Annotated in this window: 20 protein-coding genes and 5 tRNA genes; 11 read left to right on the forward strand and 14 right to left on the reverse strand. The window is 68.7% G+C overall.

The window, feature by feature from the left end; translation table 11 throughout:
• The 5 genes from QE438_RS01735 (at position 1) to hflX (ending at position 5,056) form a co-directional block, all read left to right on the forward strand.
• Entirely contained in the window at positions 1-654 is a 654-nt protein-coding gene (locus QE438_RS01735) for a 2'-5' RNA ligase family protein (RefSeq protein WP_309731677.1), read from the forward strand.
• 38 nt (positions 655-692) lie between these two features.
• Positions 693-1,880 (forward strand): 2-methylaconitate cis-trans isomerase PrpF, encoded by a 1,188-nt coding sequence (prpF, locus tag QE438_RS01740; RefSeq protein WP_306992980.1) that lies wholly within the window; start codon positions 693-695, stop codon positions 1,878-1,880.
• Between the two features lie 286 nt (positions 1,881-2,166).
• A complete protein-coding gene (gene miaA / locus QE438_RS01745) occupies positions 2,167-3,123 on the forward strand; it encodes a tRNA (adenosine(37)-N6)-dimethylallyltransferase MiaA (RefSeq protein ID WP_306992978.1) in 957 nt (318 codons plus the stop codon).
• A 149-nt stretch (positions 3,124-3,272) separates the two neighbouring features.
• Positions 3,273-3,557 (forward strand): RNA chaperone Hfq, encoded by a 285-nt coding sequence (gene hfq / locus QE438_RS01750; protein ID WP_130533796.1) that lies wholly within the window; start codon positions 3,273-3,275, stop codon positions 3,555-3,557.
• A gap of 140 nt (positions 3,558-3,697) precedes the next feature.
• Entirely contained in the window at positions 3,698-5,056 is a 1,359-nt protein-coding gene (hflX, locus tag QE438_RS01755; RefSeq protein ID WP_130529128.1) for a ribosome rescue GTPase HflX, read from the forward strand.
• A 16-nt stretch (positions 5,057-5,072) separates the two neighbouring features.
• Here the strand turns inward: hflX and QE438_RS01760 are convergent, their stop codons facing one another.
• The 8 genes from QE438_RS01760 to QE438_RS01795 form a co-directional block, all read right to left on the reverse strand.
• The gene (locus QE438_RS01760; protein WP_306992973.1) at positions 5,073-5,618 is read right to left on the reverse strand and encodes a phosphatase PAP2 family protein; all 546 of its coding nucleotides are present in this window, start codon (positions 5,616-5,618) and stop codon (positions 5,073-5,075) included.
• Positions 5,602-6,747, reverse strand: coding sequence for a glycosyltransferase family 1 protein (locus QE438_RS01765; RefSeq protein WP_306992971.1), 1,146 nt, complete (start codon positions 6,745-6,747; stop codon positions 5,602-5,604). Before QE438_RS01765 ends, QE438_RS01760 begins: the two co-directional genes overlap by 17 nt.
• Positions 6,748-7,381: 634 nt before the next feature.
• The gene (locus tag QE438_RS01770; protein ID WP_309731694.1) at positions 7,382-8,632 is read right to left on the reverse strand and encodes an EAL domain-containing protein; all 1,251 of its coding nucleotides are present in this window, start codon (positions 8,630-8,632) and stop codon (positions 7,382-7,384) included.
• Positions 8,633-8,814: 182 nt separating this feature from the next.
• Positions 8,815-10,347, reverse strand: coding sequence for an exopolyphosphatase (gene ppx / locus QE438_RS01775; RefSeq protein ID WP_130523497.1), 1,533 nt, complete (start codon positions 10,345-10,347; stop codon positions 8,815-8,817).
• A gap of 58 nt (positions 10,348-10,405) precedes the next feature.
• Positions 10,406-12,487, reverse strand: coding sequence for a polyphosphate kinase 1 (ppk1, locus tag QE438_RS01780; RefSeq protein ID WP_131659915.1), 2,082 nt, complete (start codon positions 12,485-12,487; stop codon positions 10,406-10,408).
• Entirely contained in the window at positions 12,484-13,818 is a 1,335-nt protein-coding gene (gene phoR / locus QE438_RS01785; RefSeq protein ID WP_130519974.1) for a phosphate regulon sensor histidine kinase PhoR, read from the reverse strand. Before phoR ends, ppk1 begins: the two co-directional genes overlap by 4 nt.
• Positions 13,819-13,957: 139 nt before the next feature.
• Positions 13,958-14,647 carry a phosphate regulon transcriptional regulator PhoB gene (gene phoB, locus QE438_RS01790; protein ID WP_306992966.1) on the reverse strand — a complete coding sequence of 230 codons (690 nt, stop codon included), beginning with the start codon at positions 14,645-14,647 and terminating at the stop codon, positions 13,958-13,960.
• Between the two features lie 95 nt (positions 14,648-14,742).
• On the reverse strand, positions 14,743-16,407 hold the full coding sequence (locus tag QE438_RS01795) for a M48 family metalloprotease (protein WP_235871687.1): 1,665 nt from the start codon (positions 16,405-16,407) through the stop codon (positions 14,743-14,745).
• Between the two features lie 147 nt (positions 16,408-16,554).
• Here QE438_RS01795 and grxC point away from each other — a divergent pair, with 147 nt between their 5' ends.
• The 3 genes from grxC to QE438_RS01810 all read left to right on the forward strand — a co-directional run bounded on the left by grxC (position 16,555) and on the right by QE438_RS01810 (position 19,074).
• Complete coding sequence (grxC, locus tag QE438_RS01800; RefSeq protein WP_130519979.1) at positions 16,555-16,824, forward strand: glutaredoxin 3; 270 nt, start codon at positions 16,555-16,557, stop codon at positions 16,822-16,824.
• A complete protein-coding gene (locus QE438_RS01805) occupies positions 16,821-17,216 on the forward strand; it encodes a carboxymuconolactone decarboxylase family protein (RefSeq protein WP_130523499.1) in 396 nt (131 codons plus the stop codon). Before grxC ends, QE438_RS01805 begins: the two co-directional genes overlap by 4 nt.
• Positions 17,217-18,066: 850 nt before the next feature.
• Positions 18,067-19,074: an isocitrate dehydrogenase gene (locus QE438_RS01810; RefSeq protein ID WP_130529136.1), complete on the forward strand. Its 1,008-nt coding sequence runs from the start codon at positions 18,067-18,069 to the stop codon at positions 19,072-19,074.
• Between the two features lie 120 nt (positions 19,075-19,194).
• Here the strand turns inward: QE438_RS01810 and QE438_RS01815 are convergent, their stop codons facing one another.
• From QE438_RS01815 to QE438_RS01840, 6 genes are all read right to left on the reverse strand, one after another.
• Positions 19,195-19,971, reverse strand: a complete 777-nt coding sequence (locus QE438_RS01815; protein WP_306992962.1) for a Bax inhibitor-1/YccA family protein — start codon at positions 19,969-19,971, stop codon at positions 19,195-19,197.
• A 33-nt stretch (positions 19,972-20,004) separates the two neighbouring features.
• A tRNA-Leu gene (locus QE438_RS01820) sits at positions 20,005-20,090 on the reverse strand.
• A gap of 209 nt (positions 20,091-20,299) precedes the next feature.
• Positions 20,300-20,375, reverse strand: a tRNA-Lys gene (locus QE438_RS01825).
• A 73-nt stretch (positions 20,376-20,448) separates the two neighbouring features.
• Positions 20,449-20,525, reverse strand: a tRNA-His gene (locus QE438_RS01830).
• Positions 20,526-20,561: 36 nt separating this feature from the next.
• Positions 20,562-20,638, reverse strand: a tRNA-Arg gene (locus QE438_RS01835).
• 44 nt (positions 20,639-20,682) lie between these two features.
• Positions 20,683-20,759, reverse strand: a tRNA-Pro gene (locus tag QE438_RS01840).
• A gap of 262 nt (positions 20,760-21,021) precedes the next feature.
• Here QE438_RS01840 and tig point away from each other — a divergent pair.
• From tig to clpX, 3 genes are all read left to right on the forward strand, one after another.
• A complete protein-coding gene (gene tig, locus QE438_RS01845; protein ID WP_306992960.1) occupies positions 21,022-22,314 on the forward strand; it encodes a trigger factor in 1,293 nt (430 codons plus the stop codon).
• Positions 22,315-22,442: 128 nt separating this feature from the next.
• The gene (gene clpP, locus QE438_RS01850; RefSeq protein WP_130519989.1) at positions 22,443-23,069 is read left to right on the forward strand and encodes an ATP-dependent Clp endopeptidase proteolytic subunit ClpP; all 627 of its coding nucleotides are present in this window, start codon (positions 22,443-22,445) and stop codon (positions 23,067-23,069) included.
• Positions 23,070-23,291: 222 nt separating this feature from the next.
• Positions 23,292-24,578, forward strand: a complete 1,287-nt coding sequence (gene clpX, locus QE438_RS01855) for an ATP-dependent Clp protease ATP-binding subunit ClpX (RefSeq protein ID WP_130519991.1) — start codon at positions 23,292-23,294, stop codon at positions 24,576-24,578.
• The last annotated feature ends 133 nt before the right edge of the window (positions 24,579-24,711 follow it).

A 24,711-nucleotide genomic window follows, 5' to 3' on the forward strand; every position in this document is an offset into this window, starting at 1 on the left:
GTGCTGACCACCATGCGACCGCAGCCTCCCGCGCCGCCGCCAGGTCAGCTGCTCGACCGGCTGTGGAGTAAGGAAATGGGCGGCGACCGCCTGCTGTTCATCGCCCGCCCCGAGGCGGCGATGCGCGAGGTCTTCGATGTCGCCACGCGCGAGCAGGGCATCCAGGCGGCCACGGGGCTGGCGATGTTTCCCTTGGTCAACTGGCACCAGACGCTGTCGGACCGCTTCATCGATTCACCGCAGACACGCGCGCTGCTGCTGCAGGCCGGTCAGGCCGTGCAGGCGCGCGGCTTCCTGCTGTCGCTGGACCAGCTGCGGGTGAGCCCCAACGCGCGCGCCAGCGCCAATATCGAGCTGTGCTGTTCGCAGCCGGTCGACGCGCTGAAGGAACTGCTGCTCGCGCTGAAGCTGGCCATCGCCGACCAGGGCCTGTTGACCAGTCGCAAGGGCCACCGCCCGCACGTGACGCTGAGCTATCGCTACGACGTCGAGGCCCGGCGCCAGCGCATCAAGCCGATCCGCGCGATCGACTGGCCGATCGAGAGTTTCGAGCTGGCCATCGGCAGCGGCGATCCCTACCGCTACCGGACCCTGTCGCGCTGGACGCTGGCGCCCGCCGCGACGCAGCCCGTGCAGGCGGCCTTTTCCCTCTGATGCAACGCGTGCCGCGCGCACGCTGAAAGGATGTCCTCATGTCGCATGTGCCGCAGATCAGGATCCCCGCCACCTACCTGCGCGGTGGCACCTCCAAGGGCGTGTTCTTCCGCCTGCAGGACCTGCCCGAGCGCGCGCAGATGCCCGGCGCGGCGCGCGATGCGCTGCTGCTGCGGGTGATCGGCAGCCCCGATCCGTACGGCAAGCAGATCGACGGCATGGGCGGCGCGACGTCCAGCACCAGCAAGGCGGTGATCGTCTCGCGCAGCGCGCGCGCCGACCACGACGTGGACTATCTGTTCGGCCAGGTGTCCATCGACAGCGCCTTCGTGGACTGGTCGGGCAACTGCGGCAACCTGTCGGCGGCGGTGGGGCCGTTCGCCATCGCCTCCGGCCTGATCGATCCGGCGAAGGTGCCGCGCGATGGCCTGTGCACGGTGCGCATCTGGCAGGCCAACATCGGCAAGACCATCGTCGCCCACGTGCCCATCACCGACGGGCAGGTGCAGGAGACCGGCGACTTCGAACTCGACGGCGTGACTTTCCCGGCGGCCGAGGTGCAGTTGGAGTTCCTCGACCCGGCCGACGACGGCGAGGACGGCGGCGCGATGTTCCCCACCGGGCATGTGGTCGACACCCTGAAGGTGCCCGGCGTGGGCAGCTTCCAGGCCACGCTGATCAATGCCGGCATCCCGACGATCTTCCTCGACGCCGCGGCGCTGGGCTACACCGGCAGTGAGCTGCAGGGCGCGATCAACGAGGACGCCGCGGCCCTGGCGCGGCTGGAGACCATCCGCGCCCACGGCGCGCTGCGCATGGGCCTGATCCGGACGCTGGACGAGGCGGCCCGGCGCCAGCACACGCCCAAGCTGGCCTTCGTCGCGCCGGCCGACAGCTACGTCGCCTCCAGCGGCAGGACCGTCGAGGCCGGCGAGATCGACCTGCGCGTGCGCGCGATGTCGATGGGCAAGCTGCACCACGCGATGATGGGCACCGCCGCGGTGGCTATCGGCACGGCGGCGGCGATTCCCGGCACGCTGGTCAACCTCGCCGCCGGCGGCGGGGCACGCAGCGCGGTGCGCTTCGGCCACCCTTCCGGCACCCTGCGCGTGGGCGCCCAGGCGCAACAGGTCGAGGGCCAGTGGCAGGTCACCAAGGCCCTCATGAGCCGCAGCGCACGCGTGCTGATGGAAGGCTGGATACGCGTCCCCGGTGACAGCTTCTGAGGCCTGGGCACCGGCGCTTCCTTTTTGCCGGCGCAACCGCCCCTTCGAATCATGTCGCGGCCTTCCTGTAGAGCGGAGCTTGCTCCGCTGCGGCTTCCCGATGCACCGGCCGAAATGCAGCGGAGCAAGCTCCGCTCTACAGGTGGAAGGCGCCCTTATGGCTTTTTGGCCAATGACGGCGAAGGGCTTTCCCCGGAGAATTCCAGTCTCGCAACCATCGGCTTCAGGAAGCGAGTCATCGCCGGCGCAATGGACCCCTCGCTCGACACCCCGCAGACTGTCGCGCATGTCGAACCTGCTGCTGCCGCCTGCCATCGCCCTGCTCGGGCCCACCGCCTCGGGCAAGTCCGCGCTGGCCCTGGACTGGGCGCAGCGGCTGGGTGGGGAGATCGTCAGCGTCGATTCGGCGCTGGTCTATCGCGGCCTGGACATCGGCGCGGCCAAGCCCAGCGCCGAGGAGCGGGCGCAGGTGCCGCATCACCTGGTCGACATGCGCGATCCCTGGCAGACGTACTCGGCGGCGGACTTCGCGCTCGAGGCGCGCGCCGCGCTCGAGGCCATCCTCGCGCGCGGCCGCATCCCGATCCTGGCCGGCGGCACCGGCCTGTACTTCCAGGCGCTGACCGAAGGCCTGGCGGCCATGCCGCAGGCCGATCCCGGGCTGCGCGCCACGCTTGCCGCCGAGGCCGCCGCGCAGGGCTGGCCCGCGCTGCATGCGCAACTGGCGCAGGTCGACCCCTTGGCGGCGGCCCGGATCAAGCCCACCGATCCGCAGCGCATCCAGCGCGCGCTGGAGGTCTACCGCCTCAGCGGCAAGCCGATCAGCGCCTGGCAGGCCAAGGGTCGCGGCGACGCGCGGCTGCCCGTGCGCCTGCTCAAGCTGGCCCTGGCGCCGGCCGACCGCGCGCTGCTGCACGCGCGCATCGCGCAGCGCTTCGACACCATGCTCGCGGCCGGATTCCTCGATGAAGTGCGTGCGCTGCGGGCCCTGCCGCAGATGCAGGCTGCCCCGGCGCCGCTGGACCTGCCGGCGGTGCGCGCGGTCGGCTATCGCCAGGCCTGGGAGTTCCTGGACGGGCAGGGCAGCGCGGAGGACTTCCGCGAACGCGCCATCGCCGCCACCCGCCAGCTGGCCAAGCGCCAGTCCACCTGGCTGCGGGCGCGCCACGACCTGCGCTGGTTCGACCCGGCGACCCAGCGCGCCGGGCTGGAGGACGCGCTGGCGCTGTTCCTGGGCCGCTGAGCCGCCTTGCCGCGAAAACCGCGACATGGCGTCTGGTCAATCCGCCGGCCTTGTGTAATATCCCGTGACCGGCCGCGGTTCGGGGAGCAGTCACCGCGCCGGCCCATTACAAGAACAGTCCCATCGAAAGAATGGGCGGGAGCATTCGCATGTCCAAGGGGCAATCCCTGCAGGATCCTTTCCTCAACGCGCTGCGCCGCGAGCGGGTTCCGGTGTCGGTCTATCTGGTCAACGGCATCAAGCTGCAGGGGACGATCGAGTCCTTCGATCAGTTCGTGGTGCTGCTGCGCAATACCGTGAGCCAGATGGTCTACAAGCACGCCATCTCCACCGTGGTGCCGGCGCGCAACGTGCGCGTGGGGCCTGGCGGCGGCTATGTGCAGCCAGGTGCCGACGGCGCCGAGCCCTCGTCTGACGAGGCCGAGGACGAGTAGTCGCCAGAGTCGCCCGGTTCAGGCCGGGCGTCCATTGGTCGGATGCGCACCGCATCGCGTCCGCCCGCGGTTGAAGCGGAGGATAGTCGCCACCATCCTGTGGCCTTAGCCCGTGATTGCCGTGACCGATGCCGACTGAGTTGTTCGAACGTTCCCGCCGGGGCGAGCATGCCCTGCTGATCCAGCCGGTGCGCGGCGGAACCGCCGCCGCCTCCAGCGACGAGGATGCCGCCGAGGAGTTCACCGAGCTGGCGCGCTCGGCCGGCGCCACCATCGCCGCCCTGGTCACCGCCCGTGCCGACCGGCCCAGCCCGTCCACCTTCATCGGCAGCGGCAAGCTGGACGAGGTCAAGGCCGCGGCCGATGCCACCGGCGCCGACCTGATCCTGGTCAACCATGCCCTGACGCCGGGTCAGGAGCGCAACCTGGAAAAGGCCCTGGAGCGCCGCGTGCTGGACCGCACCGGACTGATCCTGGACATCTTCGCCCAGCGCGCGCGCAGCCACGAGGGCAAGCTGCAGGTCGAACTGGCCCAGCTCAAGCACATCGCCACGCGTCTGGTGCGTGGCTGGACCCACCTTGAGCGCCAGCGCGGCGGCTCCATCGGCCTGCGCGGCCCGGGTGAGACCCAGCTGGAAACCGACCGCCGCCTGCTGCAGAAGCGCGTGGACCAGCTGCAGAAGCGGCTGGAAAAGGTCGAGGTGCAGCACACCCAGATGCGCCGTGCGCGCGTGCGCAGCGAGCTGCCGCGCGTGGCGCTGGTCGGCTACACCAACGCCGGCAAGTCGACCCTGTTCAACGCGCTGACCGGCGCGGAGGCGTATGCCGCCGACCAGCTGTTCGCCACGCTGGATCCGACCGTGCGCCGGGTGAATCTGGCCGGCGGCGCGGTGGTGCTGGCCGACACGGTCGGCTTCGTGCGCGATCTGCCGCACGAGTTGGTCGCCGCGTTCCGCTCCACCCTGTCCGAGGCGCGCGAGGCCGACCTGCTGCTGCACGTGGTCGACGCGGCCGATCCGCTGCGCGAGGAGCGCATGGCCCAGGTCGACCTGGTGTTGAACGAGATCGGCGCTGGCGACATCCCGCAGCTGCTGGTGTTCAACAAGATCGACCGCATCGAGGGCGCACAGCCGCGCCACGACGCGCCCGAGGGCGCGCTGGACGAGACCACCGAACCGGGCACGCTGGGTCTGGCGCGCGAGCGGGTGTGGATCTCGGCGCGCGATGGCGTGGGTCTGGAACTGCTGCAGGACGCGCTGGCCCAGCGCCTGGGCCTGGAGCGCATCCGCGGCGAGGTGCTGCTGCCGTCCAGCGCCGGTCGGCTGCGCGCGCGCCTGTTCGACCTGGAAGCCGTGCGCGGCGAAGCCCACGAAGAAGCCGGCTGGCGCCTGACCCTGGACATGGCGCGCAGCGACGCGCAGAAGCTGCTCTCCCAGCCCGGCGGCGAGGCCCTGCGCCCGCTGCTGCCGGCGGTGGAAGTGGAGCAGTGGGAAGCCTGAGCGACGCTAGACGCGCTCAGACGAACAGGCTGACGCCCGGCACCACCCACAGCGCCAGCGCGGCCAGGCCGATGCCGATCACCGTGGCGGCCAGCACGTCGCTGGGATAGTGCAGGCCCAGCACCACGCGTGAGGTCGCCACGCAGGCGGTGAAAGGCAGCAGCAGCGGCGCCAGCGCCGGGTAGTGCGCCAGCGCCACCACGGTGAAGGCCACCGCATGCAGCGTGTGACCCGAGGGGAAGGAGAACTCGTCCAGCGGCGCCACCCAGGCCTGGATGCGCACGTCCGAGGCGAACGGCCGCGGCCGCCGGGTCCAGCGCTTGAGGCCCTTGTACAGCACCAGCGCAATCGCGCCGGTCGCCGCCAGGTGCGCCGCCGCGGCCAGGCCATGCCAGCCGTCGAACACGATCAGCGCGCCCATCAGCGCGTACCAGAACACGCCATCGCCCAGGCGGCTGACGATGGAGAAGAAGCGCCGCACATCGCTGCGGCGACCCAGGCGATTGGCCAGCAGGCACACGCGCGCTTCGCGCGGCAGCGAGAGTTCAGACGGCGAGCGCATCGGCGGACTCCTCCTTGCGGGAATGGGCGAGCCCGGCGAGCAGGGCATCGAAATCCGCGGCCACCTGGGCCGGCTGCAGCGCCTGGACCGCCTGGTGCGCCGCGGCGCCCATCGCGCGCAGGCGCTGCGCGTCGCCGCCCAGTTCCAGCACCGCCGCGACGAACTGCGCGTCGTCGCCGACCGCCGCCCCGTGCAGGCCATTGCGCAGATGCTCGTGCGCGGCGCCCGAGTCGAAGGCCACCGTGGCCAGGCCGCTGGCCATCGCCTCCAGGGTCACGTTGCCGAAGGTCTCGCTGCGGCTGGGGAACACGAACAGGTCGGCGCTGGCGTAGTGCCGCGCCAGCTCGGCGCCGCGCTGTACGCCGCAGAATACGAAGTCCGGATTGGCCTGCTGCAGCGCCGCCCGCTCCGGGCCATCGCCGACCCAGACCATGCGGGCTCGCGGCACGCGGGCCTGCAGCGCACGGAAGGCCTGGACCGCCAGGCCAAGGTTTTTTTCGGCCGCGATGCGACCCACCGACAGCAGCACCGGCGTGGCCTCGCCGGCGCCCCATAGCGCGCGCAGCGCGTCGCTGCGGAAGCCCGGGTGGAACTGGCCGGTATCCACCGCGCGCGCCAGCCGCTTGACCTTGCCGAAGCCCTGGCCTTGCAGCCACTGCGCCAGCTCGTGGGTCGGCACCAGCGTGGCGTTGCCGCGGTTGTGGAAACGGCGCATCCAGCCCAGCGCGACCGGCTGCAGCCAGGGCAGGCCGTAATCGCCCATGTAGTGGTCGAAGCGCGTGTGGAAGCCGGTCGCCACCGGAATGCCCAGGCGCTGGGCCGCGCGCAGCGCCGACCAGCCCAGCGGGCCCTCGGTGGCCACGTAGATCGCGTCGGGCGCGAAGGCGCGGAAGTGTTCCTTCAGCTGCAGGGGTGCCGGCAGGCCGAAGCGCAGGCCGGGATAGCGCGGCAGGCCCGCTCCGCGTACCAGCACGGTGTCCTGCGCGGTCTGCGCCGCGCCGTCCTGGCGCGGGCGCACCACGCTGACGTGGTGGCCCCGCTGGCGCAGGCCTTCCTCCAGGCCCTGCACGGTCAAGGCGACGCCGTTGACTTCCGGCGGATAGGTCTCGGTGACGATGACATAGCGCATGGGCGCCTCCCGGGTTTGACATAGGGTGGGAGGCGCGGATGCAGCGTCGATGTCAGCGCGATGTCAGTTGCATGAAAGCCGCCACGGTCGCCGTGACCCTGTGGGGCCTATGGGATCTGTGGGATCCGTGGGAGCCGCCATGGCGGCGACGGGGCTTTACCAGTAAAGCCTTCGCCGCCATTGGCCGAAAAGGCCACAAGGGCGGCTCCCACAAGGGCGGTGACTGACAGACGCCAGCCACTTCCTACCCTCATTCCCGCGAAGGCGGGAATCCAGGGACTTTCGCGCGTTGGATCGAGGTGCTGGGTTCCCACGTTCGCGGGAACGACGGGTGTGGGTTTCCTCAGGAAGGAAAGTTTGACTCCTGGGTGCAGCTGGGAGGGCCGAGAAAGCGGGGAAAGCCCGTCGCCGCCACGGGCGGCCCCCACCTGTAGAGCGGAGCTTGCTCCGCTGCTCCTCGTTCAGTTCGTGGGAAAGGCCCCAGCGGAGCAAGCTCCGCTCTACAGGCAGACCGCCGCGAGATTTGAGGAGACAGTTGCCCCCCGACCTCTTCCCTTTCGCGCAGCGAAGCGGAACCCGAAATCGCCCCGTCGCGGGTGCAGGCGCGCAGCCGCCTGGCGAGCGTCGGTGGCCTTTAGCCGAGCACGGCGTCGGCCTGCAGCAGTGCGCGCAGATCGTCGTGCTTGAGCGGATGGGACAGGTAGTAGCCCTGGCCCTGGCCGACGCCGAGCGATTGCAGCGCCTCGAGCTCCTCGCGCGTCTCGATGCCTTCGGCGGTGACGTGACTGCCGGTCTGGCGGCCGAAGCCGACCAGCGCCGCGGCCATCGCCTGGCGCGCGCGATCGTGGTCGATATCGCGCGTCAGGCTGATGTCCATCTTGATGATCTCGGGGTGCAGTGTGAGGATGTGGCGCATACTGGAGTAACCGGCGCCCGCATCGTCCACCGCGAAGCGCACGCCGGCCGCGCGCAGATGCTTGATGGTCGTCTGCAGCGCCGGATAGTCCTCCACCAGCGCATGCTCGGTCAGCTCCAGCACCAGCCGGCCGGCATCGATCACATCCAGATGGCCCAGGATGTTCTGCGTGACCAGGGTCTGCGGCGAGATGTTGACCGAGACATAGAAGTCGCCCGGCATGCCGCGCAGGCCCTGCAGCGCGGTCAGCATGGCGTTGATCTCCAGGCGCATGCCCAGGCCGATCTCGTTGGCCTCGTTGAACCAGACGTCGGGCGGGCGCTTGGGCTCCATGTCGAAGCGCGACAGGCATTCCACGCCGATCAGGGCGCGGTCGTGCAGACGGTAGATGGGCTGGTACACCGTGCGCGGCTGGCCCATCTCCAGCACGCTGCTGATGCGTCGCAGCTTCTCGTTGTGCAGCCGCACCGCATCGATGTCGCCCTGGACCTGCAGGGAGACCAGTTGGGCCAGGGCGCGCATCACGTGCAGGTCGCGCTCGTCCAGCCCCGGCTTTGCCTCGAAACTGAAGCAGCAGAACGTGCCGTACACGCTGCCGTCGGAAAGCCGGATCGGCACGCTGATGTGCGAGCCGATCGGCACGCTCATGGTTTCCGGCAGCCCCATGGCCTCGGGCAGGCGGGAGGTGTCGGGGATCAGCGATGGCAGGCGACCATCGACCACCCGCGGACAGTAGCCAGCCTCCATCGGCATGGAATCGCCGCGGCTGAGCACCACACGCCCAGTGGGGTTGATGACGTGGCGGAACACGCGGTCGCGCGACCCGAACTCGGACACGAACGCCACGTCCATCTGCAGGTGTTCGCGCATGACGCCCAGGATCTGCTCGATGTTGCGGTCGATCGAAACCGACGCCGACGCGATCTGCGTCAGCACACGCTGGATAAGGTCTTCCGAGTTGTTGTGCACGATGCATGCCCTCTTGGACGTTGCCCAAGGCAAGGTGCGAGCGGGATTACGGCACTGCCGCACTTCGCCTGTTCAGGTTCCTCGAAAGTAGCATCCGTACTCGATTGAAGATGAACGCGGCGTGTTGGACACGGCAAGAATGCGTGCACGTGCGCAAACCGGCGTGACGCCGGTCGCTGAATTCAGGTGACGAAGGGCTTGAATGCCACGCCGAGGCCGGGCATGTCGTCCGATTCGCCGATTAGGTCCGCACGCAGCAGCGGGCGCGCGTCGATCCACTGCTTGTCCAGCAGCAGACGCAGCGTGTCGCCTTCGGCCGTCAGCTCCAGGGTCGGGATCGGCGCGGCGTCGTGCGCGCGGTGCAGCAGCACGGCCAGGCGCAGCAGCGCGGCCAGGCGCCGGATCGCCGGGATGCGGCGGTCCGGCAGGGCGTCGAACGCCGCCTTGGGGATGCCGCGGCGATGCGTGCGCACCAGGGCCGCCAGCATCAGCTGCTCCTGGCGCGAGAAGCCGGCGATGTCCGAATGCTCGAGCAGATAGGCGCCGTGCACGTGGTACTGGCTGTGCGCAACGGCCTGGCCGATCTCGTGCAGGCGCGCGGCCCAGTGCAGCAGGCGGGCATCGTCCTCGCCCAGGTCCCAGGCCTTGGCGACCTGTTCGAACAGCCGCTGCGCGGTGGCGTCCACGCGATCGGCCTGATCGATGTCCACGCCATAGCGCTGCATCATAGTGGCCACCGACAGTTCGCGCGGATCGTCGCTGCCGCGGCGGCCGAGCATGTCGTACAGGATGCCTTCGCGCATGGCGGCCTTGCTGACCATCATCCGGTCGATGCCCAGCGCCTGGAACGCGGCCTCCATCACCAGCACGCCGCCGGCAATGATCGGCTGGCGGTCCTTGCTCAGGCTCGGCAGGTCGATCGCGTCCACGCGCTCGGCCTGCAGCAGGCGCTCGCGCACCTGCGGCAGCGCCTCGGCGGTGATCGCGCCCTTGGTGAGCTTCATCGCCGCGCAGATGTCGCCGATGGCCTTGGCCGTGCCCGATGAGCCGATCGCCTCCTGCCAGCCCAGCGCCCGGTACTGCTGGGCGAACTGCTGCAGCTCGGCGGTGATCTCGGTCAGCGCCGACATCCAGCGCTTGCGCGAGAGCTTGCCGCCGGGAAAGAAGCGCCGCGTGCTGGCGATGCAGCCGACCTGGATGCTCTCGCGCTCCAGGGTCTGCAGGCCGCTGCCGATGATGAACTCGGTCGAGCCGCCGCCGATGTCGATCACCAGCCGGCGCGTGCCCGGCTTGGGCGGCTGCGCCTGGGCCACGCCCAGGTAGATCAGACGCGCCTCCTCGCGGCCGGACACCACCTCGATGGCATGGCCGAGCGCGGCCTCGGCCGGCACCAGGAAGCTCTGCGGCAGCGCCAGCCGGCGCACCGTGTTGGTGGCCAGCGCGCGCACGCGCGAGGCGGGCAGCTCGCGGATGCGCTGGCCGAAGCGCGACAGGCAATCGATCGCGCGCTGGTGGGCTTCCTGCGACAGGCCGCCGCGGGCGTCCAGGCCGTCGGCCATGCGCACGGTCTCGCGCAGCCGATCGATCACGCGCAGCTGACCCTGGGTATAGCGGGCCACGACCATGTGGAAGCTGTTGGACCCTAAGTCCACAGCGGCCAGCTGGTCGTTGTCCTGCAGCGGGCTGGAAAGGGTCTCGAGGAGCGTGAAAGGCATGGCGCGCATGGTAGCCGAAGCCGCTCCCTCGTCCGTGCCTGGACCGGCGGGCACGGCCTCAGAGCTTGGCCAGCAGCGTGCCCTGGGCCGAATGCGGCGCCTGGTCCGGGCCGGGCGAGAGCTTGTGGTAGACCCCGTTGGTCTCCAGCTCCCAAGCGTTGGTGTTGTCGTCCAGGTAGTTCTGCAGATGGTCGCGGAACACGCGCGCGGACAGCTTCTCGTCCAGGATCGGGAAGCAGGCCTCGACCCGGTTGAGCAGGTTGCGCTCCAGCCAGTCGGCACTGGCGCAGTACAGCTCCGGATCGCCGTCGTTGCCGAACCAGTACACGCGGCTGTGCTCCAGGAAGCGTCCGACGATCGAGCGCACCCGGATGTTCTCCGACACGCCCGGCACGCCCGGGCGCACGGTGCAGGCGCCGCGCACGATCAGGTCGATCTGCACGCCGGCCTGCGAGGCGGCGTACAGCGCGCGGATCACGCGCGGCTCGTTGATCGCGTTGACCTTGATGATGATCCGCGCCGGCCGCCCGGCGCGGGCGAAGCGCGCCTCGCGCTCGATCTTCTTGATCATCCCCGGGTGCAGGGTGAAGGGCGACTGCAGCATCAGCTTGAGCTTGGTGGTCGGCGCCAGCCCGGAGAGCTGCTGGAACAGCAGGTGCACGTCGTTGCCTATGTCTTGGTTGGCGGTGATCAGCCCCAGGTCGGTGTAGGCGCGCGCGGTGCCGGCGTGGTAGTTGCCGGTGCCCAGGTGCACGTAGCGGCGCAGCTTGCGGCCCTCGCGGCGCACGATCAGCAGCATCTTGGCGTGGGTCTTGAAGCCGACCACGCCGTACACCACCTGCACGCCGGCGGCCTGCAGGCGGTCGGCCTGGCCCAGGTTGGCCTCCTCGTCGAAGCGCGCGCGCAGTTCGACCACCACGGTGACGTCCTTGCCGTTGCGCGCGGCCAGCACCAGCGCATCGACGATGGCCGAGTCCTTGCCGGTGCGGTACAGCGTCTGCTTGATCGCCAGCACGTTGGGGTCGGTGGCGGCCTGCTTGAGCAGTTCCAGCACCGGGGTGAAGGCATCGAAGGGATGGCTCAGCAGCACGTCGCCGTCGGCCACCGTCTCGAACATCGCATCGCCATCGCGCAGCTGGCGCGGGGTGAAGGGCGGGTACTTCAGCTCCGGGCGCTGCACCAGGTCGTAGACCTGGATCACGCGGTTGAGATTGACCGCGCCGTCGATGCGGTAGACCGCGTTCTCGGTGAGGCTGAAGTTCTCCAACAACGTGTTGACGATGGCCTTGGGGCAGTCGTGGGCAATCTCCAGGCGAACCGCCGGGCGGTAGCCGCGCCCGGCCAGCTCATCGCGCAGGGCCAGCGCCAGGTTCTCCACGTCCTCCTCGTCCACCACCAGCTCGGAATTGCGGGTGACGCGGAACTGGTAGGCGCCCTTGACCTCCATGCCCGGGAACAGGTCGTCCACAAACGCCGACAGCACGCTGGAGAGCAGCACGAAGTCGTGCTCACCACCGGACACGCGCTGGGGCAGGTGGATGATGCGCGACAGCGAGCGCGGCGCACGCACGATGGCCATATGGCCAGCGCGGCCGAACGCGTCCTTGCCCTTGAGCACCACCACGATGTTGAGCGACTTGTTGAGGATGCGCGGGAACGGGTGCGAAGGGTCCAGGCCCAGCGGCGAGAGCACCGGCATGATCTCGTTGCGGAAGTAGGCGCGCAGCCAGCGCTTCTGGCGCGCGTTCCACACCGACTGGCTGAGCACGCGCACGCCGGCCTCGTTCAGCGCCGGGCGCAGCACCTGGTTCCAGCACTTGTACTGCGCATCGACCAGCTCGGCGGCGCGGTCGTGGATGCGCGCCAGCACGGTGGCCGGCGTCAGCCCGTCCGGGCCCGGCGGCAGGCCGAAGTCCTGCGCGTGGCGCACGGTCGCGGCGCGGATCTCGAAGAACTCGTCCAGGTTGGTGCAGCTGATGCACAGGAAGCGCAGCCGCTCCAGCAGCGGCACGCTGCCATCCAGCGCCTGGGCCAGCACGCGGAAATTGAAATCCAGCTGCGACAGTTCGCGGTTGAAGTACAGCGACGGATCGCGCAGCGGATCTGCGGCTTCAAGGTTCGGCTCGACGGCGGCGATCATGCGGGAAGGCTCTGCGGGAAGGGGAAGGCGGACTCACGGGGCTGCACGCGCGCCGGGCCGAAGTGGACCGAGAAGGTGCTGCCCTGGCCGACGGCGCTCTCGATCTCCAGCCGCGCCTGATGCAGGTTCAGCACATGCTTGACGATGGACAGGCCCAGGCCGGTGCCGCCGCTCTCGCGCGAGCGGCTGGTCGAGACGCGGTAGAAGCGCTCGGTGATGCGCGGCAGGTGCGCGGCCGGGATGCCGTAGCCGGTGTCGCGCACGCTCAGCACCGCGCCGGCGCCCTCGTGGGCCAGGCCGATGGTGATCGTGCCGCCGGCCGGGGTGTAGCGCACCGCGTTGCTGACCAGGTTGGAGAAGGCGCTGTGCAGCTCCTTGTTGGAGCCGCGCAGGTCGATGTCGCCGCTGTCTTCCACCACGATGGTCTGGCGGCCGCGGCTGAGCGCCTCGGCCTCGCGGCGCAGCGTGGCCAGCATCGGCGCCATGGCGATGGCCTCGTCGGCCAGGCTGTCCTGCACTTCCAGGCGCGAGAGCGTCAGCAGGTCCTCGACCAGCTGGGTCATGCGCGCGGACTGCTTCTGCATCTCGTCCAGGATCGGCTTCCACTCGGGCATCTCGTCGGCGTCGAGCATGTCCAGGTAGCCGTGCACCACGGTCAGCGGCGTACGCAGCTCGTGGCTGACGTTGGCCACGAAGTCGCGGCGCATTTCCTCCAGCCGGTTGAGCTTGCTGACATCGCGGGCCACCAGCAGCCAGTACTGGTCCGAGTAGGGGATCAGGCGCAGGTTCAGGCGCAGGTCTGGGTTGATCGGCGAGGCCGCGTCGAGCATCGGCTCGGCGTTGCGCCCGGCGCTGAGCCAGTGCGCCATCGGCAGCGGCTGCAGGCGATCGACCACCGGCGCATGCAGGTCGGCGGGATGGCGCAGGCCCAGCAGCGTGGTGCCGGCCTTGTTGAACCACTGCACGCGCTGGCTGTTGCGGTCGATGACGACCACTGCGTCCGGCAGGGCCGCCGCGGCGGCGCGATAGGCGCGCAGCATCGCCAGCAGGCGTCGCTTGCGGGTGCGCATCTCGACCTGGCCCCGGTGCAGCAGGCGGTCCAGCTCGTTCCACACTCCGTCGCCTTCGGCCGGCTTGATCCGCGCGCGCGCCGTCAGCCGGCGCAGCACCGCCCGCAGGCGCAGGAACTGCCAGGCCACCACGCACAGCGCGCCCACCGCCAGCACCGGCCAGAACGCGCCCGCCAGCCAGCCGGCGACCGCAACGATCAGGAGCAGGGTGGCGAGGCGGAACAGGGTGCGGTTCCAGGCCGAGCGCAGGTGCTGAGGCATGTGGGGATTGTGAGTCAGAACATGTGACAGGGCGAGCAGCGCAAGGCGAGGCACGCGTGTGGGGGAACGTGGCACGAGCGGGGCGGACGCCCCAGTCGCGGGGCGGCCCACTCGTTACCTATTTCCCTCGTTACGGGCCTTAAGTGGACACCGAGAAGCGGTAGCCCGAGCCGCGCACGGTCTGCACCATGTTGTCCACGCCGTGCGGTTCGAGGGTCTTGCGCAGGCGGCGGATATGCACGTCCACGGTGCGCTCCTCCACATAGACGCTGCCGCCCCAGACGTGGTCGAGCAGCTGGGTGCGGGTATAGACGCGCTCGGGGTGGGTCATGAAGAAGTGCAGCAGACGGTACTCGGTCGGGCCGATCGGCACCGGCGTGTCCTCGGCGAACACGCGGTGGGCGGCGCCGTCGATGCGCAGCGCGCCCAGGGCGATGCTGCCGTCCTCCTCGTCCTCGCACGAGCGGCGCATGACCGCGCGGATGCGGGCCAGCAGTTCGCGCGCCGAGAAGGGCTTGACCACGTAGTCGTCCACGCCGGCCTCCAGGCCGCCGACGCGGTCGTTCTCCTCGCCGCGCGCGGTGAGCATGATGATCGGCACCTCGCGGGTCAGGGCGTCCTTGCGCCAGCGACGGGCCAGCTCCAGGCCGCTGGTGCCGGGCAGCATCCAGTCCAGCAGGATCAGGTCGGGCACCTTGTCGGCGATGGCGCCCTGCGCCTCGCGGGCGTCGCCGGCATGCACCGGCTCGAATTCGCCCTTGCGCAGGGCGAAGGCCACCATGTCACGGATGGCGGGTTCATCATCGACGATCAGGATGCGCTTCTGCACGGGACGGGAGCCGGACGGATTGGGGACGTGCGGCAGTAGACGACAATTTTGTGACTCGATTGTGACACCCGCCGCGGACCGGTGCGCCCGAGGCCTCAGCGGTTGCGGTCCAGGTCCGGATCCTTGACCCCGGCATCGCGCAGGGCCAGCACCTCCGGGGTGATGGCGGCGATGCGGGCGTCGATGCGGGCGCGGGCGTAATAGTCCAGCGCCTCGCGCTTCTTCAGATTGCTGAGCTGTGTCAGGGCCTGCTCGGGGCGGCCGTTGAGGTAGGCGACCTGGGCGTAGGCCTCGCCGGCCCGGACGCTGTCGCCGGCCAGCTCGCAGGCGCGGGCGTAGGCCTGCTGGAAGATCGGGTCCTGCGCGCTGGCGTCCAGCAGCGGCTGCAGCACGGCCTGGGCCTGCTGGCCGCCGGCGCGGTCGCCCTGGCCGTTGAGCACCTGGGCGTAGCCCAAGGCCACGGCGCGGCTGTTGGGCGTGCGCGCCATCAGGTCCTTAAAGCGCGCCTTGGCCCCGGGCACGTCGCCGGCCCGGGCCTGGGCCTCGGCCAGGCCGATGCCCAGCCACTGGTTGCCGGGCGCGCGCTGCAGCAGCTGGGTCAGGGCGGCCACGGCGGCGCCGGGCTGGTTGTTGCGCAGTTGCGCCAGGGCCAGGCCGTACTGCTGGGCCTCGCTCAGTTCGCCGGTGCTGCGGCGGATGCTCTCGTACTCGCGGATGGCCTGGTCGGGCGTGTTGGCGCTGAGCACGCGCAGGCGCTCCTTAGCCCACTGGAACAGCCCGGTCGCGCCGTTGTCGAAGCTGGCCGGCGGCAGGGTCACCTGGAAGGGCAGCAGCGGGTTGTTGCTGCGCGCGCCGGCGGCGTAGTCGCCCTCACGCGGACTGGATTCGACGATCTTGCCGCCCGGGGTGCTGACGGTGGTGATGACGTTCTTCTCGCGCTTGATCCGCTCGGCGCGGTCGTGCGCCTCGCTGATGCGCGAACTGGTGACCGGGTGGGTCTGCAGATAGTCGGGCGTGCGCTCGCGTTCGCCGCCCTTGTTGGCGCGCATGGCCTGGTCCATGCGGCTGAAGAAGCCGGCCATGGCATCGGGGTCGTAGCCGGCGCGGGCCAGGGTCTGGATGCCGATGCGGTCGGCCTCGGACTCGTTGGAGCGGGTGTAGTCGATCTGGCGCTGCTGCATCAGCCCCATGCCGCTGACCACCGCGGCCTGGGTCGCATCGCCGCTGGAATGGCCGCCGGCCGCCTGCGCGGCGATGATCGCGCCCAGCATGCCCAGCAGGATCGGGATCTGGTCGCGCTGGGCGCGCTCGACGCTGCGCAGCACGTGCTGCTGGGTGACGTGGGCGATCTCGTGCGACAGGACCGCCGCCACTTCGTCCTCGCGCTCGGCGGTCAGCACCAGGCCGGAATTGACCGCGATGTAGCCGCCCAGCGTGGCGAACGCGTTGATCTGCCGGTCGCGCAGCATGAAGAAGGTGAAGGGCTGCGAGGGGCGGTCGCTGTTGGCCGCCAGCTTGCCGCCCACGCGGTCCAGCCAGTCGTCGATCAGCGGGTCGTCCAGCAGATAGCCGTAGTTGCGCAGTTCGCGCAGGGTCATGGCGCCGTACTGCTGCTGGCGGGCGGGGGTGAGCAGTTCACCGGCCGATGAGCCGATATCGGGCAGCCTGTCGGCCTGGGCGAACGCCAGTGGTGCGGCGATCAGCGTGGTCAGGGCAGTGGCCAGCAGGGTCAGGCGCACGCGGTCGATCCCTCGATGCATCGGCGGAAATCCGCGCAGCATGGCGGTGCGCCTGTGCCCCGGGGTGAATCCGTCGTTAATCCGCAGCGTTGCATTGCGCCCTCTGGTCCGCCGGTGACATGCCACCATGATGCGTCTTCAGACCTTCCCACGTGCCGAGAATTCCCCATGAGCGCACCCCAGATCACTTTGTATTCCACCGCCGTGTGCCCGTACTGCGTGGCCGCCAAGAATTTCCTCAAGTCCAAGGGCCAGACCTGGACGGAGGTGCGCATCGACACCGATCCGGCCGAGCGCGAGAAGATGATGGCGCGCACCCGGCGCACCAGCGTGCCGCAGATCTTCATCGGCGAGACCCACGTCGGCGGCTACGACGACATGATGGCGCTGCACCGCGCCGGCAAGCTCGAGCCGCTGCTGGCCGGAGACGCGGCATGAGCCAGGGCGGGGAGACCGAGGCCGACCGCGTCCAGGCCTTCACCGAGTTCCGCCAGCGCATGAACCAGCGCATCCTGGCCGAGCCCAACCAGGTCGTGCGCCGGTTCTTCGCGCTCGATACGCAGACCTACCAGGCCGGCGCGCTGGACGTGAAGACCAAGGAGCTGCTCGGTCTGGTGGCCTCGATGGTGCTGCGCTGCGACGACTGCATCAGCTATCACGTGGCCCAGTGCAAGGAGGTCGGCGTGACCCGCGAGGAGTTCTTCGAGACCTTTTCGGTCGGGCTGGTGGTGGGCGGTTCGATCGTGATCCCGCACCTGCGCCGCGCCGTGGATTTCCTCGACCAGCTCGAAGGCGGCGCACCGGCGCCTGCCGCGCACGATCACGGCTGACGGGCGGTTCTTTTGCTGGTCGGGGCGCTCGGCGCGAGCGCCTTGCCGCTTGCAAGGGCTGCGGTTCGGCTTCGACGAGGCAACGGCCGGTCGGGCGGTGTCCGCCTTTCTCTCGGTCGGGTCATCTGCCCCGCGTTACATCCCCCTATCGTCGTTCCAGCGAGCGCGGGAACCCGGGGCTTTCGCTCGGAGTATCAAGATCAGAGTTCTTCTCGCAGTAGTGGGATCGCGTTTCCGTTGAGCGTCTGGCTTCGGAGGGGCAGCGGTCCGGCGGGCGGGGGCCGCTTATCCCTCAATCAGGGCATCCTGCCCTGATTCGGGCGCTCGGCGTCCTGCCTCGCTAGGCGCGGCCCCCGCCCGCCGGCCCGCTGCCTCGCGCGTCAGGTCATAGGGCTTCGGCTTACGGAATCGTTTGATCTCTTTCTTCACGCAGAACGCGGCCAGTGACGGGAAATCATCGACTTGAGGCCCCCTCCCTTGCGCGTAGTGCAGGGGAGGGATGGGGAGGGGCCGGGGCTTTCCCGGTCAAGCCGCCGAAGCAACAGCAACAGCACCCCACCCCGGCCCTCCCCTTCGCCTGCGGCGAAAGGGAGGGGGCAAAGGAGCCCCAATCCTGCGCACGGCGGCACTTTTTATGGCCCTTCAGGTATGCATTCCTAATGCATACCTGAATCGACATACTCATGGTTTTCCTATTGTTGGCGACAAGATCGCGGGCTTTCCGAAGATTTAGAGGAATTTAGGGCATCCACGCCAATGGTTGCATTTGAGGGCAAGCGGGCGACGCTGCATACTGGCGAGCCCCCCGCGCGGCACTCCTGCTGCGCGCCACAGCTTGGATCCCCACTCAATGACGCAAACCATCACGGTCATCCGCGGCGACGGCATCGGCCCGGAAATCATGGAAGCCACCCTGTACGTGCTCGACGCACTCAAGGCCGGCCTGACCTATGAAGAAGCCGACGCCGGCCTGGTCGCGCTGGAGAAGCACGGCGACCTGCTGCCCGCCTCGACCCTGGCGTCGATCGAGAAGAACAAGGTCGCGCTGAAGAGCCCGCTGACCACGCCGGTGGGCGAGGGTTTCACCTCGATCAACGTGACCATGCGTCGCCACTTCGACCTGTACGCCAACGTGCGTCCGGCGATCTCCTTCCCCAACACCAAGTCGCGCTTCGGCAGCGGCGTGGACCTGATCACGGTGCGCGAGAACACCGAGGGCGCCTACCTGAGCGAAGGCCAGGAAGTCTCCGCCGACGGCGAAACCGCCGTGTCGATGGCGCGCGTGACCCGCAAGGGCTCCGAGCGCATCGTGCGCTACGCCTTCGACCTGGCCCGTGCCACCGGCCGCAAGAAGGTCACCTTGGTGCACAAGGCCAACATCATCAAGTCAACCTCGGGCCTGTTCCTCAAGGTCGGCCGCGAAGTGGCCAAGGACTACCCCGACATCGAGTGCAACGAGATGATCGTGGACAACACCTGCATGCAGCTGGTGATGCGTCCGGAGCAGTTCGACATCATCGTGACCACCAACCTGTTCGGCGACATCCTCTCGGATCTGTGCGCCGGTCTGGTCGGCGGCCTGGGCCTGGCCCCGGGCGCCAACATCGGCACCAACGCGGCGATCTTCGAGGCCGTGCACGGCTCGGCGCCGGACATCGCGGGGCAGGGCAAGGCCAACCCCTGCGCGCTGCTGCTCGCCGCCGCCCAGCTGCTCGACCACATCGGCCAGCCGGACAACGCCACGCGCCTGCGCAAGGCGATCGTGGCCACGCTGGAAGCCAAGGACTCGGTCACCCCGGATCTGGGTGGCACCGGCAACACCATGGGCTTCGCCAAGGCCATCGCCAGCCGCCTCTGAGCCCCGCCGACCCCGCAACGAAAAAGGGCGCCTCGCGGCGCCCTTTTTTCGTCATGCACTTCGATCAGTGGCCGGGAGGAGGGGCTTTCACCATTCCCCACTCCCGATTCCCCATTCCCGTCAGTTCCGCGACTGCAGCTTGGACAGCAGACGCAGGAACTCCACGTACAGCCACACCAGCGTGACCATCAGGCCGAAGGCGCCGTACCACTCCATGTACTTGGGCGCGCCGGCGTCCACGCCCGACTCGATGAAGTCGAAATCCAGCACCAGGTTCAGCGCGGCCACCACCACCACGACCAGGCTGATGCCGATGCTGACCACGCCCGAACCGTGCAGGTAGGACACGTTCATGCCGAACAGCTGCATCACCATCGAGACCAGGTACATCACCATGATGCCGCCGGTGGCCGCGACCACGCCCAGCTTGAAGTTCTCGGTCGCCTTGATCAGGCCGCTGCGATAGGCCATCAGCAGCGCGAACAGCGTGCCGAAGGTCAGCAGCACGGCCTGGAACACCACGCCGTGGAAGCGCATTTCGTACAGGGCCGAGACCGAGCCGAGGAAGAAGCCTTCCACCAGCGCGTACAGCGGCGCGGTGACCGGCGACCATTCCTTCTTGAACACCGTCACCAGCGCCAGCACGAAGCCGCCGATCGCGCCGCCGATCACGTAGACCGCCGCGCCGGCGGCCGCCGTCATCTCGCCGTTGGGCAGCGCGACGGTGGACTGGTTCCAGGCGAAGGCCGCGGTCAGCAGGCTCAGCAGCAGCAGGAAGCCGGTCTTGTTGACCGTGCCGTTCAGGGTCATCGCCCCGCCGTCGCGGGTGACCACCGCGCCGGTGCCGAGGTCGAGGAACGTGGACTCTTTCAGAGCCGGATTGCCGCTGCGGATCATGGTGCCTCCCTGGGCGATACCTTCGAATGATGCTGGTGCGAAAGGCGGGACTCGAACCCGCACGGGGGTTACCCGCTGGAACCTAAATCCAGTGCGTCTACCAGTTCCGCCACTTTCGCATGAGGTCGCGCGCATTCTACCTGTCCATCGCGACAGTAGGCGCTGACGATGCTGTTAGTGCTCGGTTTGCCCGATCGTTGCGGCAGCGGCGCTGGCCGGGTCCAGCGGGCGGGGAAGTCGCCGCGCTGCCTTGCGCCGCGCCGGAGCGCGCGGCTTTGCGAAGCCGTAAAAGAAAGAAGGCGCCCAGAGCACTGGACGCCTTCTTGTTTGGTGGGCCGTCAAGGATTCGAACCTTGGACCTATTGATTAAGAGTCAACTGCTCTACCAACTGAGCTAACGGCCCCGAAAACTGGTCGCGCAGTATACGCGATGATTCGGTTTGTGCAACACCCTTGTCGAAGAAAGCCGCTGCGGATTGGGGTGGCTGAGGGGACTCGAACCCCCGACATCTGGAATCACAATCCAGTACTCTAACCAACTGAGCTACAGCCACCACTGATACCGCATCCAGCCTCGTGCACCGGTGAATTGGCGCGCCCGACAGGAATCGAACCTGTAACCGCCGGCTTAGAAGGCCGGTGCTCTATCCAGTTGAGCTACGGGCGCCCGGCTGGATCGCATCCGGACTTCATCGATCGGACCGCGTTGGATGGTCGGGGTAGAGGGATTCGAACCCCCGACATCCTGCTCCCAAAGCAGGCGCGCTACCAGACTGCGCTATACCCCGGAAACCGTGTGCGGGCCGGCGACTCGCCGGTCCCTGACCGACGTTGCCCGCCGGAAAGGACGCGTATTGTCTGGATGCGAGGTGCACCTGTCAACGCGCCTGGACGCATTTGTGGTCAAACCGCGCCCGATCGGCGAAACTAGCGCGTTCGGCAAGGGGCCCGACCGCGGCATCCGCGGCCCGCGTCCGAAGCAACCCCTTCAACCTTCAACAACGATGACCCGCGACCAGCCTTGCGTCGCGGTTGCAGGAGCTAAGTGAGATGACCGTTTCCGTCGAATCGACCGGCAGCCTTGGGCGCCGCATGAGCTTCACGCTGCCGGCCGAGCGCCTGGATAACCACATCGGCGGCCGCCTGCGCGAGCTCAGCCGCACCGTGCGCATCAAGGGCTTCCGCCCGGGCAAGGTGCCGGCCAAGGTGATCGAGCAGCGCTTCGGCAAGCAGGTGCGCGCAGAGGCCCTGGACGGGCTGCTGCGCGAGACCTTCGACTCGGCCGTGCGCGAACAGGCCCTGCAGCTGGCCGGCAACCCGCGCCTCGAGCCGGCCGGCGAAGGCGAGCTGGAGTGGGTCGCGACCTTCGAGGTGGTGCCGGACTTCGGCGAGATCGATGTCTCCAAGCTCAACGTCGTGCGCCATACCGCCGAGGTGACCGACGCCGACATCGACCAGATGATCGAGAACCTGCGCCTGCAGCGCCGCACTTTCGAGGCGGTGGATCGCCCCGCCGCCGAGGGCGACCGCGTCGCGCTGGAGACCTGGTCGCAGGCCGGCGACGAGCGCCTGCCCGCCGAGGGCGTGGAGACCGGCGCCACCCTGATCGGCTCGGGCGTGATGTTCGCCGACATCGAGCAGGCCCTGGTCGGCATGTCCAAGGGCGAGGACAAGGAGATCACCGTCGCCTTCCCGGCCGACTGGCGCGTGCCGCAGCTGGCCGGCAAGAGCGTCCAGGTGCACCTGAAGGTCACCGACGTGGCCGCCTCGGTGCTGCCGCCGGTGGACAAGGACTTCATCAAGAGCTTCGGCGTCAAGAGCGGCGACGAGACCCAGTTCCGCGCCGACATCCGCACCAACCTGGAGCGCGAGCTCAAGGGCGCCCTGGCCAACCGCCTGCGCCGCGAGGTGGGTGAGCAGCTGATCGCCGCCTACGCCTCGGTCGAGATGCCCGAGCGCCTGGTCGAGAACGAGGCCCGCGCCATGCTGGCCCAGCAGGTCGAGCAGGCCCGCCGCCAGGGCCAGAACGTGCAGGTGCCCGACGACGCCTACCAGGGCTTCCTGGACCCGGCGCGCAAGCGCGTGCTGGTCGGCCTGCTGGTGGGCGAGGTCGCCCGCCGCAACGAGCTGCGCCTGGACCCCAAGCGCGTGCAGGAAACCCTGCGCCTGATCGCCTCCACCTACGAGGAGCCCGAGCAGGTCATTGAGTTGTACCGCAACGACCCCCAGATGATGGCTGGGCTGCAGTCCCGTGTGATGGAGGAGCAGGTGATCGACTGGATCGCCGAGCGCGCCCAGCACACCGAACAGGGCCTGTCCTTCCAGGACGCGATCCGGCAGTAACGGTCCCCGGTTTCGCCATCGGTCCGGCGCCCCAAAGGCGCCGGCCGGTGCGGTGAGGCGGGATCCAGCGCAATCCACGTGTCCCCTCCCGGGGAGACGGATCCAACAACGATAAGGTGCCTCACTCCATGGATAACCTGACCAAGGCCTTGAATCTCGTTCCGATGGTGGTCGAGCAGACCAGCCGCGGCGAGCGCGCCTACGACATCTATTCCCGCCTGCTCAAGGAGCGCGTGATCTTCCTGGTCGGGCCGGTCGACGACCACGTGGCCAACGTGATCGTGGCGCAGATGCTGTTCCTCGAGGCCGAGAATCCCGAAAAGGACATCAGCTTCTACATCAACTCGCCCGGTGGCGTGGTCACCGCCGGCATGGCGATCTACGACACCATGCAGTACATCAAGCCGGACGTGAGCACCATCTGCGTCGGCCAGGCCGCCTCGATGGGCGCGCTGCTGCTGGCGGCCGGTGCGGCCGGCAAGCGCTATGCGCTGCCCAACTCGCGCGTGATGATCCACCAGCCGCTGGGCGGCTTCCAGGGCCAGGCCACGGACATCGACATCCATGCCCGCGAGATCCTGACCCTGCGCCACAAGCTCAACGAGATCCTGGCCAAGCACACCGGCCAGTCGCTGGAGACCATCGCCCGCGACACCGAGCGCGACAACTTCAAGAGCGCCCAGGACTCCAAGGCCTACGGCCTGGTGGACGAGGTGCTGGAGCGCCGTCCGGACGAGTCGATCCAGTCTGCCTGAACGAACGGCCGGCTGGCCGGGATCCTTTCGGCCCTCGCGCGCCGGGCGGCAACGACCCGGCGCGCGTCGTTTCAAGCCGGTCCAGCCGCCCGGGGCCCGGAACTTGCAGACGGATTTCTGCGTTCCGGGCGCGGCGCCGGGCAGACGCCAACGGCGCCGATCCGGTGCTATTCTCGAAATCGAATGCCCCCGCGGGGGCAGCTGTGAGTGGGTAAAACAAGCATGAGCGAAGACCGCCAAGGCCGTTCCGGCGAGAGCAACAAAATCCTGTACTGCTCGTTCTGCGGAAAGAGCCAGCACGAGGTCCGCAAGCTGATCGCCGGCCCGAGCGTGTTCATCTGCGATGAATGCGTGGAGCTGTGCAACGACATCATCCGCGAGGAACTCGAGGAGAAGGCGCAGTCGGCGCGCAGTTCGCTGCCCAAGCCGCGCGAGATCCTCGAGGTGCTCGACCAGTACGTGATCGGCCAGCAGCGCGCCAAGCGCACGCTCGCCGTGGCCGTGTACAACCACTACAAGCGCATCGAGAGCCGCCAGAAGAGCGACGACGTCGAGCTGGCCAAGTCCAACATCCTGCTCGCCGGTCCGACCGGTTCGGGCAAGACGCTGCTGGCCGAGACGCTGGCGCGGCTGCTCAACGTGCCGTTCACCATCGCCGATGCGACCACGCTGACCGAGGCCGGCTATGTCGGCGAGGACGTGGAGAACATCATCCAGAAGCTGCTGCAGAAGTGCGACTACGACGTCGACAAGGCGCAGCAGGGCATCGTCTACATCGACGAGATCGACAAGATCTCGCGCAAGAGCGAAAACCCGTCCATCACCCGCGACGTGTCCGGCGAAGGCGTGCAGCAGGCGCTGCTGAAGCTGATCGAAGGCACCGTGGCCAGCGTCCCGCCGCAGGGCGGCCGCAAGCACCCGCAGCAGGAATTCCTGCAGGTGGACACCAAGAACATCCTGTTCATCTGCGGTGGTGCCTTCGCCGGCCTGGACAAGATCATCCAGGCGCGTTCGACCGAGGCCAGCGGCATCGGCTTCGGCGCCAAGGTCAAGTCCTCGGAGAAGAAGCCGGAGATCGGCAAGGTGCTGTCCGAGGTCGAGCCGGAGGACCTTATCAAGTTCGGCCTGATCCCCGAGTTCGTCGGCCGCCTGCCGGTGGTCGCCACGCTGGAGGAGCTGGACGAGCCGGCGCTGGTGAAGATCCTCACCGAGCCGAAGAACGCCATCACCAAGCAGTTCAAGCGGCTGTTCGACATGGAGGGCGTGGAGCTGGAATTCCGCCCCGACGCGCTGTCGGCGATCGCGCGCAAGGCGCTCAAGCGCAAGACCGGCGCCCGCGGCCTGCGCACCATCGTCGAGTCGGTCCTGCTGGACACCATGTACGACCTGCCGTCGCTGGAAAACGTGGGCAAGGTGGTGGTGGACGAGTCGGTGATCGAGCACAAGTCCGAGCCCTACCTGATCTACCAGAATCCGCCGGCCGCGCCCAAGGTCGCATCGGCCGAATGATCGGGTAAGTCCTTGATCGCCAAAGGGCTCCGGATTCTCGCTTGCATCGCCCAGCCAATGGCCCCATAACGGGGCCATTGGCATTTTTGCGGCACGTGTTCGCACTGCTTCCCAGCCTGCCTCCCCGCACTTT

It is taken from the genome of Pseudoxanthomonas sp. SORGH_AS_0997 (assembly GCF_031453535.1).
GTDB lineage: Bacteria > Pseudomonadota > Gammaproteobacteria > Xanthomonadales > Xanthomonadaceae > Pseudoxanthomonas_A > Pseudoxanthomonas_A winnipegensis.